Origin of the sequence: Methylobacterium trifolii (assembly GCF_022179685.1) — a bacterium.
In the GTDB taxonomy this organism is placed as follows: domain Bacteria; phylum Pseudomonadota; class Alphaproteobacteria; order Rhizobiales; family Beijerinckiaceae; genus Methylobacterium; species Methylobacterium trifolii.
In genome coordinates, this window is sequence record NZ_BPRB01000021.1 from 17,043 (window position 1) to 27,516 (window position 10,474).

The 10,474-nt window shown below is 73.1% G+C and carries 10 protein-coding genes; 4 read left to right on the forward strand and 6 right to left on the reverse strand.

Features of this window, described 5'->3' with window-relative positions:
- The first annotated feature begins 130 nt into the window (after positions 1–130).
- Positions 131–553 (forward strand): organic hydroperoxide resistance protein, encoded by a 423-nt coding sequence (locus tag COGEMETH_RS01695; RefSeq protein WP_238180891.1) that lies wholly within the window; start codon positions 131–133, stop codon positions 551–553.
- A 53-nt stretch (positions 554–606) separates the two neighbouring features.
- Here the strand turns inward: COGEMETH_RS01695 and COGEMETH_RS01700 are convergent, their stop codons facing one another.
- Positions 607–1,542 (reverse strand): site-specific tyrosine recombinase XerD, encoded by a 936-nt coding sequence (locus COGEMETH_RS01700; RefSeq protein ID WP_283214946.1) that lies wholly within the window; start codon positions 1,540–1,542, stop codon positions 607–609.
- Positions 1,539–1,691 (reverse strand): histidine kinase, encoded by a 153-nt coding sequence (locus tag COGEMETH_RS01705; RefSeq protein ID WP_238180892.1) that lies wholly within the window; start codon positions 1,689–1,691, stop codon positions 1,539–1,541. The genes COGEMETH_RS01700 and COGEMETH_RS01705 overlap by 4 nt, the downstream gene beginning before the upstream one ends.
- Before the next feature lie 343 nt (positions 1,692–2,034).
- On the opposite strand from COGEMETH_RS01705, the gene COGEMETH_RS01710 reads away from it, so the two are divergent.
- The 3 genes from COGEMETH_RS01710 (at position 2,035) to COGEMETH_RS01720 (ending at position 5,116) form a co-directional block, all read left to right on the forward strand.
- Positions 2,035–2,634 carry a shikimate kinase gene (locus tag COGEMETH_RS01710; RefSeq protein WP_238180893.1) on the forward strand — a complete coding sequence of 200 codons (600 nt, stop codon included), beginning with the start codon at positions 2,035–2,037 and terminating at the stop codon, positions 2,632–2,634.
- Between the two features lie 11 nt (positions 2,635–2,645).
- Positions 2,646–3,761, forward strand: a complete 1,116-nt coding sequence (aroB, locus tag COGEMETH_RS01715; RefSeq protein ID WP_238180894.1) for a 3-dehydroquinate synthase — start codon at positions 2,646–2,648, stop codon at positions 3,759–3,761.
- Between the two features lie 152 nt (positions 3,762–3,913).
- The gene (locus tag COGEMETH_RS01720) at positions 3,914–5,116 is read left to right on the forward strand and encodes a glycosyltransferase family 87 protein (RefSeq protein WP_238180895.1); all 1,203 of its coding nucleotides are present in this window, start codon (positions 3,914–3,916) and stop codon (positions 5,114–5,116) included.
- Between the two features lie 82 nt (positions 5,117–5,198).
- Here the strand turns inward: COGEMETH_RS01720 and COGEMETH_RS01725 are convergent, their stop codons facing one another.
- The 4 genes from COGEMETH_RS01725 to ptsP form a co-directional block, all read right to left on the reverse strand.
- Positions 5,199–6,374, reverse strand: a complete 1,176-nt coding sequence (locus tag COGEMETH_RS01725) for a DUF4167 domain-containing protein (RefSeq protein ID WP_238180896.1) — start codon at positions 6,372–6,374, stop codon at positions 5,199–5,201.
- A gap of 404 nt (positions 6,375–6,778) precedes the next feature.
- Positions 6,779–7,690: a peptide chain release factor N(5)-glutamine methyltransferase gene (gene prmC / locus COGEMETH_RS01730; RefSeq protein ID WP_238180897.1), complete on the reverse strand. Its 912-nt coding sequence runs from the start codon at positions 7,688–7,690 to the stop codon at positions 6,779–6,781.
- Between the two features lie 6 nt (positions 7,691–7,696).
- Positions 7,697–8,782, reverse strand: a complete 1,086-nt coding sequence (gene prfA, locus COGEMETH_RS01735) for a peptide chain release factor 1 (protein ID WP_238180898.1) — start codon at positions 8,780–8,782, stop codon at positions 7,697–7,699.
- A gap of 86 nt (positions 8,783–8,868) precedes the next feature.
- Positions 8,869–10,474 (reverse strand): phosphoenolpyruvate--protein phosphotransferase (ptsP, locus tag COGEMETH_RS01740; RefSeq protein WP_238180899.1); only part of this gene is annotated, 1,606 nt, incomplete at its 5' end.

A 10,474-nucleotide genomic window follows, 5' to 3' on the forward strand; every position in this document is an offset into this window, starting at 1 on the left:
CGGAGTCCGGCCCCGCGCGCATATCAATTGTGCGCAATAGGAAATTGTATGCGCGTGCGGGATCGGGTATTGGCTTGCACGCCGGTGCGAGGCATCCCGCCCGCGCCCGAACCTGTACCCGGAGGACATCATGCAGGCTCTCTACACCGCCCACGCCCACGCCACCGGCGGCCGCGAAGGCTCCGCCGGCTCGAACGACGACCGGCTCTCCGTCGGCCTCGCCACCCCGAAGGAACTCGGCGGCAACGGCGGCCCCGGCACCAATCCCGAACAGCTGTTCGCCGCCGGCTACGCGGCCTGCTTCCTCGGCGCGATCAAGTTCGTCGCCAGCCAGGACAAGGTGAAGATCGCCGAGGATTCCAAGGTCGAGGCCACGGTCGGCATCGGCAAGCGCGACGACGGCACCGGCTTCGGCCTCACCGTGGGCCTCAAGGCCAGCCTGCCGGGCCTCGACCACGCCCAGGCCGCCGACATCGTGAAGCGCGCCGACGTGGTCTGCCCCTACTCGCACGCCACCCGCGGCAACATCCACGTGGACGTCGCCGCCGTCTGATTCTTTGTTTCAGGATCGTGCGCCGCCCGCCTCGGCGGGCGGCGCGCGGGCCGTTACTCGTCCATCAGCGGGTGCAGGTCGCGGACCATGCCCTTCAGGCGCTCGTCGAGGACGTGGGTGTAGATCTGGGTCGTGGAGATGTCGGCGTGGCCGAGCAGTTCCTGCACGATGCGCAGGTCCGCGCCGTTCTGGAGGAGGTGGCTGGCGAAGGCGTGGCGCAGGACGTGCGGGCTGACCCGGTCGGCGCGGAGATCCGCCGCGATCGCCGCCGCCTTCAGGTCGCGGGCGAAGGCCTGCCGGGTGAGGTGGCCGCTCTCGCTGTCGGCCGGAAACAGCCACGCGGCGTCGTCGGGCACCCCGGAGAGGTGCTCGCGCATCGCCGCACGCGCCATCTCGGTCAGGGGCACGAGGCGCTCGCGCCCGCCCTTGCCCCGCACCATCAGGTAGCGCTCCCGGCCGGTGGCGGCCGAGCGGGGCAGTGCCATCAGCTCCGAGACGCGCAGGCCCGTGGCGTAGAGGAGTTCGAGCAGGCAGACCATGCGCCGGGCCCGGCGGGCCTCGCCCGGTTCCGCGTCCGCCGCGCCGGCCCGTTCGTGGGCGACCGCGAGGAGCCGGTCGACCTCCGCCACCGAGAGCACCTTCGGCAGGGTCCGGCCCCGGCGCGGGCCGGAGACCGGCGCGCTCGGGTCGCCCTCGGCCAGACCCTCGGCGTAGAGGAACTTGTGGAAGCCGCGGATGCAGGAGAGGCGGCGGGCGGCCGAGGCCGCCTTGAGTCCGCGGCTCTCCAGCCCGGCGACGTAGGCGCGCAGGGTCCCGGCCTCGACCTCGGCCGGGTCGATCCCCGCCGCGCCGAGATGGGCGAGGTAGTCGGACAGGTCGCGCCGGTAGGCGGAGAGCGTGTTGGCGGCAGCCCCCCGCTCGGCCGCCAGCATGTCGAGATAGGCCGCGACTTCGGGCGCGGCCTCGGCCGGCCGGCCGGCCTCCGTCACCGCGCGCCCGGCTGGAGCTTGGAGGCCGGGATCGTCACGCTCATCTCCCGCGGCGTCGGCTGGACGAAGGTCGCCAGCGCGAACATGCCGGCAAAGACCAGGCCCGCCAGGATCGCGAGGGTTGCGAAGAAACGGAACAGGGTCGGCACGTCGGGCGAACCTCGATCGGGCAGGGCGCGGGCAGGGCGCAGGAAAATCGGGGTGCGGCGAGGCCGGCACGGCCAAGTTGTGTGGGCGAGATGGTTTCCACCATGCCATCAAGGCGATGGCAAGGCCGGCGATGCCACAGGCGCCCGCTTCCCGCTTGCCGGTGGACCGGAGATATGTGCGTTTCACGCGAACGGGGAAACGCGTTAAGACCCTCCCATGCCGCGCGCCGCGCCGTCGATGCCCGCGCCGCGACCACTTCGTCGTGGGAACGCGCGAGAGACCAAGAGGAGAGAGCCGGGCTCCGATCCGACCGGATCGGGGCACGGCCCTGAGACACGTCCGATGACCGAGCCTGAGTCAGGCGAACCGATCGAAGCGCGCCTGCGCCGGGCCCTGGGAGCCCGGTCGATCGTCCTCGTCGGCCTGATGGGGGCGGGCAAGAGCACCGTGGGCCGGCGCCTCGCCAGCCGCCTCGGGTTGATCTTCAAGGACGCCGACATCGAGATCGAGGCGGCGGCCGGGCTGACCATCCCCGACATCTTCGCCATCTACGGCGAGCCGAGCTTTCGCGATGGGGAGGAGCGCGTCATCTCCCGCCTGCTGCGGGCCGGACCCCTGGTGCTCGCGACCGGCGGGGGCGCCTTCATGCGCGAGTCGACCCGCGCCCGCGTCGGGGAGGCCGGCGTCTCGGTCTGGCTCAAGGCCGAGCTCGACGTGCTGATGCGGCGGGTGCGCAAGCGCGGCAACCGCCCCTTGCTCGAAACCCAGGACCCGGAGGCGACCATGCGCGGCCTGATTGAGGCCCGGCACCCGACCTACGGACTGGCCGACGTGGTGGTGCTCTCCCGCGACGTCTCCCACGACCGCGTGGTGCAGGACGTGCTCGAAGCCCTCGACCGGCACTTCGAGCCGCCGGCCCCCCACGCGGTCGCAGCCCAATGATCCGGCACTCCATGTCCCACCTCACCGTCCACGTGCCCCTGGACCAGGGCCGCGCCTACGACATCCTGATCGGGCGCGGCCTGATCGACAGGGCCGGCGCGCGGGTGGCCGCCCTCGGCGCCAGGGCCGCGGTGATCGTCACCGACGAGACCGTGGCCGGACTCTACGGCGCGCGGCTGCGCGAGGCCCTGGAGGCGGCGGGCCTGCGCTCGGGCGTGGTCGCGGTGGCGCCGGGCGAGGCCTCGAAATCCTACGCGACCTACGCCGCGGTCTGCGACGGGCTGCTCGCCCACAAGGTGGAGCGGGGCGACCTCGTCGTGGCAGCCGGCGGCGGGGTGGTCGGCGACCTCGCCGGCTTCGCGGCGGCCACCCTCCGGCGGGGCGTGCGCTTCGTGCAGGTGCCCACCACCCTGCTGGCCCAGGTCGATTCCTCGGTCGGCGGCAAGACCGGGATCAACTCGCCCCACGGCAAGAACCTGATCGGCGCCTTCCACCAGCCCCGCCTCGTGCTCGCCGACACGAGCACCCTCGACACCCTCTCGGCGCGCGAGATGCGGGCGGGCTACGCGGAGGTGGCCAAGTACGGCCTCATCGACGATGCCGGCTTCTTCGACTGGTGCGAGGCGAACTGGCGCGGCATCTTCGACGGGGGGGCCGCGCGCGACGACGCGGTGGCCGCCTGCTGCCGGGCCAAGGCCGGCGTGGTGGTGCGCGACGAGCGCGAGGACGGCGAGCGGGCGCTCCTGAACCTCGGCCACACCTTCGGCCACGCCCTGGAGCGCCTGACGGCCTACGATTCCGCCCGCCTCGTCCACGGCGAGGGCGTCGCCATCGGCCTAGCCCTTGCCTTCCGCTTCTCGGCCCGGCTCGGCCTCTGCGCCGGCCAGGATGCGGGCCGCGTCGCCAACCACCTGGCGATGGTCGGCCTGCCCACGACCCTGCAGGCCGTGCCGGGCGGCTGCGGCAGTGCGGAGGCCCTCCTCGAGGCCATGAGCCAGGACAAGAAGGTGAAGGACGGCGCGCTGACCTTCATCCTCGCCCGCGGCATCGGCCAGAGCTTCATCGCACCCGGCATCGACGGGGCCGAGGTCCGGGCCTTTCTGGAGGACGAACTGCGCGCGGGCTGAGGCCCGAGGGATTGCGGGGCGGCTGCGTTAACCGCCTCGGAACCGGGCCGGCCTATCCTCAAGGCTTGCGGGTTCCCTCGAAGGTCTTGTCCATGGGCGCGTCATCGGGTCCGGCCGCGCGTCCCGCTTCCCTCTGGGCGGACCTGTCGGACATGCTGGGCAGCGACGCCCGGCTGCTGCGCCTCGCGCGGCTGGCCGCCCTCTGGCTCGTGCCGCTGACCCTGGGGATCGTGTTCGTGGTCTTCGGCACCGGGCCGGAGCCGCAGCGCAACTGGCTGGGCGACATGCTCGGCAGCGACTTCACCCAGGTCTGGGTCGCAGGCACCAGCGCCCTCCAGGGCCGGGCGGGCGAGCCCTACGACCTGCCGGTGCACCTCGAAAACCTCAAGGCCGCCTTCGGGCCCGATTGCCGCTTCGCCTGGCATTACCCGCCGGTGTTCCTGCTGCCGGCCGCCGCCATGGCGCTCCTGCCGCCGCAAGGAGCGTTCCTGCTCTGGACGGCCCTCTCGCTGGGGCTCTTCGCCCTGACCCTGCGCCTCGCCTCCGGCCGGGGCGACGCGGTGATGATCGGGCTCGCCCACCCCCTGGTGTTCTGCAACCTCACCTACGGCCAGAACGGCCTGTTCACCGCGAGCCTGCTGACCCTCGGCGCCTTGCTGGTCGATCGTCGGCCGTGGCTCGCCGGCCTCTGCTTCGGCCTCGTCGCCTACAAGCCGCAGCTCGCGGGCCTCGCCCCGCTCCTGCTCCTCGTCACCGGGCGCCGGCAGGCGCTGGCGGCCTGCATCGTGACGGTGCTCGCCCTCTGCCTCGCCTCGCTCGCGGCCTTCGGCTGGGCGCCCTGGCAGGGCTTCCTCGACACCCTGGCCCAGACCAACCGCATCATCCTCCGGAACGCCGCAGCCGGCCTCGACATCAACGCCAGCGCCTTCGGTGCGGTGCGGCTCGCCGGCGGCTCGATGGAGGCGGCCTGGGCCCTCCAGGTCGCCGTGAGCGGGCTCGCGATCTGGTTCGCCTGGCGGGCCTGGACGGTCTGCGCCGACCCGGCGCTGCGCACCGCCGCGCTGCTCTCCGCCGCGCCGATGATCTCGCCCTACGTCCCCCTCTACGACCTCGCGCCCCTGGTGCCGGCCACGATGCTGCTCGCGATCGCCGCCCACCGGGCCGGCGGCCTGCGCGCCTACGAGCGCTGGCTGCTGATCGCCGCCCCCGCCACCGCCCTGCTGCGGCCGGCGATGGGCGCCACCGGCTTCTCCTTCGGCCTCGTCCTCGGCCTCGCCACCCTGGCCTGCGTCGCCGCCCGCGCGCTGCCGGGCCTCGCCGGGCGGTCGGCCCGCGCCGAGGTCGAGGCCGCCTGAAGCGGCAAACGATCGACGGCAAAAAAAGACGCCGCCCCGGAGGTCCGGGGCGGCGTCTTGGTTCTTGCGGCGTTGCGGGCCTCTATTCGGTGCTGTCGGCCGGAGCCTTCTCGGCCCCACCCTCGGGCGCACCCTCCACGCCCTCGAAGCGCGGACGGCGGCGGCGGCGGGGCTTGGGGGCGGGCGCCTCGGCCTCGGCCTCCGGTGCCGCGGCGGCCGCCTTCGGCGCGGCGGGTGCCGGCACCTCGGGGGCGGCCTCGGCCACGGGGGCCGTGCGGACCGGCGTCATCAGGAAGGCCGGGAGGGCGGCCGTCTCCTCGGCGACGGGCTGTGCGCTGTCCTCGCGGCGGCCGCGGCGGGACGTGCCCTCGGTCTGGCGCGGCGGGGCCTCCGCGCGGAACTCCGGCCGGCGCTCGGCCCGCGGCTCGCTGCGCGGCGGCTCGGCGCGCCCGTTCTCGTAGCGGTTCTCGCGGCCGTAATCGGCCCGCGGCTGCTCGGCCCGCTGATCCTGGCGGGGGACGTAGTCCTGCCGGCCGTAATCCTGCCGCGGACCGTCCTGGCGTGCGTTATCCTGGCGCGGATTGTCCTGGCGCTGGCCGTCCTGTCGCGGGTTATCCTGGCGCGGATTGTCCTGCCGCGGATTGTCCTGCCGCGGGCCGTCCTGGCGCTGGTAGTCCTGCCGCCCGTATTCGGGCCGGCCCTGGTCCTGACGCACTTGGTCCTGACGCACTTGGTCTTGGCGTCCCTGGTCCTGGCGCCCCTGGTTGTCGAAGCGCTGGTTGTTGTCGAAGCGGGGGCGGTCGTTCCGGTTCTGGAACCGGTCGCGCCGCTGCTGGTCCCGGCCCTGGCGCGGGTCCTGCTGCTGGCGCACGTCCTGCTGGGCGTCGGGGCGGGAATCGTAGGGCTGGGGCTGCTGGGCCGGGTCGCCCTGGTGATCCGCGTAGCCGTTGTAGCCCTGGCCGTCCTGGCCGTCGTCGTCCCCGTCGTCCATGTCGTCGTCGAAGCCGGAGCGGGCGTAGGTGCCGCCCTGCGGACGGTTCTGCTCCTGCGCGCCGGAGATGATGCGGAAATAATGCTCGCCGTGCTGGAAGTAGTTCTCGGCCGCGACCGGGTCGCCCGCCGCCTGCGCGTCGCGTGCGAGCTGCGCGTACTTGTCGGCGATGTGCTGGGCGGTGCCGCGGATTTTGACGTCGGGGCCGTTCGATTCGTAGGAACGGGTCAGGGGATTGGGGCCTTTCGGCCGGTTGCGGCCGCGCATCCGTCGATTCTGGTTTGGTCTCATCGGTCTTGAATGACCCTCGTTCGCGCTGCCTGCGCGTCTGGTGATGCGACGGGCGTTCGGAGCGATCCTCCGTCGGTCTTCGCGGCAGGACGTGTCCCGGCGAGTGGCCGTGGCCGATCCGCAGCGATGATCTCGGCGATGTGCCCGCCTGCCGGCTGCCTGTCCCGATCCCTCGGGGCTCACGCTCGCGTCCAGGACGCCAGTCGATTGTCAGGTTCGAGTGTCACCGGATCGCCGCGTAGGCCGTGGGAGACGCGCTTGCCCGGTGGTGAGGAAGTCGGCGAACGTCTCGGCGAAGGTGATCGTTGCCGACCTTATAGCCGCCCGTGTTAAAGGAACGTCCGCGATCTTCAAGCCGACGTTAGCGGTTCGGGGCCGGCTCAACAAGCATTTTCTCCAGGTGATGCATCCGCGGCACGCACGGGCGCCCGTGCGAGCGCCACGACGCGGGCATGGCCCGCCAGATCCCGCGTGATGCCCCCTGGCGCAAGTCCGGAGGCGCGCCCGAGCCCGGCCACGGCCTCGGCCTGGTCGAAGCCGACCTCGAACAGCAGGCGCCCCCCGTCCGTGAGCAGGCCGCGGCCGAGGCCCGTGAGGATGCGGCGATAGGCGTCGAGCCCGTCCGCCCCCCCGTCGAGGGCGGCCATGGGGTCGTGCGCGCGCACCTCGCGGGCAAGCCCCGCGATCACGGCGCTCGCGATGTAGGGCGGGTTCGAGACCACGAGGTCGAAGGGCCTGCCCAGCGGCGCGCACCAATCGCCCGCCACGAAGCCGGCGCGCGCAGCCACGCCGTTGGCGCGGGCGTTGGCGCGGGCGGTGTCCAGGGCGTCCGCCGAGCGGTCGAGGCCGAGGCCGTAGGCCCGCGGCAACTCGCTCAGGAGCGCGACCAGGATGCAGCCGGAGCCGGTGCCGAGGTCGAGGATGCGCAAGGGGGCGTTCCGGTCGGGGATCGTGCGGAGCGCGGCCTCGACCACGGTCTCCGTGTCCGGGCGCGGCACCAGGGTCGCGGGGGAGAGCCGGAACGGCAGCCCCCAGAACTCCCATTCCCCGAGGATGCGGGCGACGGGCTCGCCGGAGAGCCGCCGCCGCAGGGCATCCGTCAGCGCGGCCGCGCCCGGCGCGCCGATGGCGGCGTCGCTCGCGAGGGCGAGGTCGACCGCGCGCAGGCCGAGCGCTCCGAGGACGAGGAAGCGGGCGTCGCCGGCCCCCTCCACCCCGCCCGCGCGCAGGATCGCGACTGCGCGGTCGAGGGCGGCCCGGCGCGACAGGCCGGCGTCGAAGTCAGGCGGCACGCGGCCTCACGCCATGCCCTCGGCCGCGAGCAGTTCCGCCTGGTGCTCGGTGACGAGGGCGTCGACCAGTTCGTCGAGGGCGGTGCCGGCCAGCACCTCCTCCAGCTTGTAGAGGGTGAGGTTGATGCGGTGGTCGGTCACCCGCGCCTGGGGGAAGTTGTAGGTGCGGATGCGCTCCGAGCGGTCGCCCGATCCGACCTGTGCCTTCCGGTCGGCGGCGCGCACGGCGTCCTTGCTGCTCCGCTCGGCGTCGTAGAGCTTGGCCCGCAGCAGCGTCATGGCGCGGGCCCGGTTCTTGTGCTGCGAGCGCTCCTCCTGGACGAACACCACGATGCCCGAGGGCAGGTGGGTGATGCGGATGGCCGATTCCGTCTTGTTGACGTGCTGGCCGCCGGCGCCCTGCGCCCGCATGGTGTCGATCTTCAGGTCGGCATCGTTGACGACGATGTCCACCTCCTCGGCCTCGGGCAGCACCGCCACGGTGGCCGCCGAGGTGTGGATGCGCCCCTGCGTCTCGGTGTCGGGCACCCGCTGGACCCGGTGGGCGCCGCTCTCGAACTTCAGCCGGGCGAAGACGCCGCGGCCCTTCACCTCGGCCACGACCTCGCGATAGCCGCCGACCGTGCCCTCGCTCTCCGAGATCACCTCGACGCGCCAGCCCTTGGACTCGGCGTACTTGGCGTACATCCGGAACAGGTCGCCCGCGAACAGGGCGGCCTCGTCCCCGCCGGTGCCGGCGCGGACTTCGAGGATGGCGCTCTTCTCGTCGGCCGCGTCCTTGGGCAGCAGCATGAGCTGCAGGTCGCGGTGGGCGCGCTCCAGGGCGGCCTCGGCCTCGGGCTTCTCCTCGGCGGCGAGCGCCCGCATCTCCGGGTCGCCGCCCGGCTCGTCGATCAGCGCCTCCACGTCCGCCAAGTTGCCGGCCGCCGCCCGGTAGGCGCGGATTCCGGCGACGACGGGATCGAGGTCCGACAGCTCGCGCGAGAGCTGCACCACGGTCTCGGCGTCGATCGAGGGCGCGCCAAGCGTCGCGGTGACGATGTCGTGGCGCACCAGGATGGCGTCGAGGCGATCGGGAGGAAATGGGATCATCGCGCGGGTGATACTCTGAAACGCTGGCGCAGGCGCGCACTCTCTCGGGGCGGCAGACAATGGGGCGGCCCGGCCGCCCGCCGGTATCAGATCGGCACGCCCTGCGCCTTGGCGAAGGCCGTCAGCGCCGGGCGCAGGCTCACCCCGTCGCTCGCCCGCGCCATCTCGGTCTCGATCAGCTCCGTGATCGCGGCCACGTCGAGGCTCAGGACCATCGCCTTGACCGGGCCGATGGAGGCGGGCGACATCGAGAGGTCGCGAAACCCCATCCCGATCAGCGCCATGGCCTCCAGCGGCCGTCCGCCGATCTCGCCGCAGACGGTCACCGGGCAGCCGGCGGCGTTGGCGCGCTCGGCGATCAGGCGGAAGGCCCGGACGGCGGCGGCGCACAGGGGGTCGAAGCGGTCGGCCACGCGCCGGTTCTCCCGGTCCACGGCGAACAGGAACTGCATCAGGTCGTTCGAGCCGACCGAGAGGAAGTCGGCGACTTGGGCGATCTCGTCGATCTGGAACAGGAGCGAGGGCACCTCGATCATCGCCCCGAGGCGGCACTCGCTCGGCAGGGGATGGTTGTGGCGGCGCAGGTGCGCCTTCTCGCGGTCGACGATGGCCTTGGCCCGGACGAACTCGTCCACGGTCGCCACCATCGGGAACATGATCTTGAGGGGGTGGCCGCCGGCGGCCTTCAGCAGGGCGCGCAGCTGCACCCGCAGCAGGGCCGGGCGGTCGAGGCCGATCCGGATCGCGCGCCAGCCCAGCGCCGGGTTCTCCTCCTCCAGCTTGCGCATGTAGGGGAGGATCTTGTCGCCGCCGATGTCGAGCGTGCGGATCGTGACCGGCTTGTCGCCGGTCGCGGCGAACACGGCCCGGTAGAGGGCCTGCTGCTCGGCCGCCGACGGCATGCGCTGGGCCACCATGAACTGCAGTTCGGTCCGGAACAGGCCGATGCCCTCCGCCCCCGTCTCCTGCAGGTGCGTGAGGTCGACGAGCAGCCCCGCATTGAGGTGCAGGCCGATGCGCACCCCGTCGCGGGTCGTCGCCGGCACGTCGCGCAGGGCCCGGTACTGCTCCTGCCGGCGGGCGCGCAGGCGCACCATCTCGGCATAGGCCGCCTCGATCTCGGGGCCGGGCCGGATCTGGATCTCGCCCCCGACGCCGTCCACGATGATGGCGTCGCCCGCATCGCACAGGGCGGTGGCGTTCTCGACCTCGCCGACGGCGGGGATGCCGAGCGCCCGGGCGACGATGGCGATGTGGCTGGTGGGGCCGCCTTCCTCAAGCACGACGCCGCGCAGCTGCGTGTGGTCGTAGTCGAGGAGCGCCGCCGGCCCCATCGAGCGCGCCACCAGGATCGCGTTCTCCGGCAGGCCGCCGCCGCCCGCGGCCTCGTGGCCGATGAGCTGGCGCAGCAGGCGGTTGGCGAGGTCGTCGAGGTCGTGCAGGCGGTCGCGCAGGTACGGGTCGCTCTGGCGCATCATCCGGGCGCGGTTGTCGGACTGCACCCGCTCCACGGCGGCCTCGGCCGTCAGCCCGGAGACCACGGCCTCCCGCATCCGCCGCAGCCAGCCCTTGTCGTGGGCGAACATGCGGACCGTCTCCAGCACCTCGCGCGACTCGCTGGTGCCGATCTTGTCGCCCCGCTCCACCAGGTCGTCGATGGCCGAGCGCACGTGCTCGATGGCCGCCTCCAGC

What these genes read in the sequence shown, in the direction of transcription:
- COGEMETH_RS01695 (WP_238180891.1), top strand. Translation starts at nt 131, where the DNA reads ATGCAGGCTCTCTACACCGCCCACGCCCACGCCACCGGCGGCCGCGAA.
- COGEMETH_RS01710 (WP_238180893.1), top strand. Translation starts at nt 2,035, where the DNA reads ATGACCGAGCCTGAGTCAGGCGAACCGATCGAAGCGCGCCTGCGCCGG.
- aroB (WP_238180894.1), top strand. Translation starts at nt 2,646, where the DNA reads ATGTCCCACCTCACCGTCCACGTGCCCCTGGACCAGGGCCGCGCCTAC.
- COGEMETH_RS01720 (WP_238180895.1), top strand. Translation starts at nt 3,914, where the DNA reads ATGCTGGGCAGCGACGCCCGGCTGCTGCGCCTCGCGCGGCTGGCCGCC.
- COGEMETH_RS01725 (WP_238180896.1), bottom strand. Translation starts at nt 6,374, where the DNA reads ATGCGCGGCCGCAACCGGCCGAAAGGCCCCAATCCCCTGACCCGTTCC.
- prfA (WP_238180898.1), bottom strand. Translation starts at nt 8,782, where the DNA reads ATGATCCCATTTCCTCCCGATCGCCTCGACGCCATCCTGGTGCGCCAC.